Here is a 214-nt window from a genome sequence, read left to right on the forward strand (position 1 = left end):
GGGGTGGGGTGGACGCCGTCATGGAAGGATCCTGGCCGGGCGACGTTGCGTGCCCGTTGCGCGGCCGTCACGGGTATTTTCCGCGGGTTCACGGCATGCGGACGCGTGCTGTGAGGCGACGGGACGGCGAACCGGATCGCCGTCGCCCGCGTCTTCCGGGTCGGAGACGAGCACGGGGAGACCGTATGGAGATCCGTCGGCCGCGATGGCCGCG

The sequence above is a fragment of the Streptomyces tricolor genome, assembly GCF_002155905.1.
GTDB lineage: Bacteria > Actinomycetota > Actinomycetes > Streptomycetales > Streptomycetaceae > Streptomyces > Streptomyces tricolor.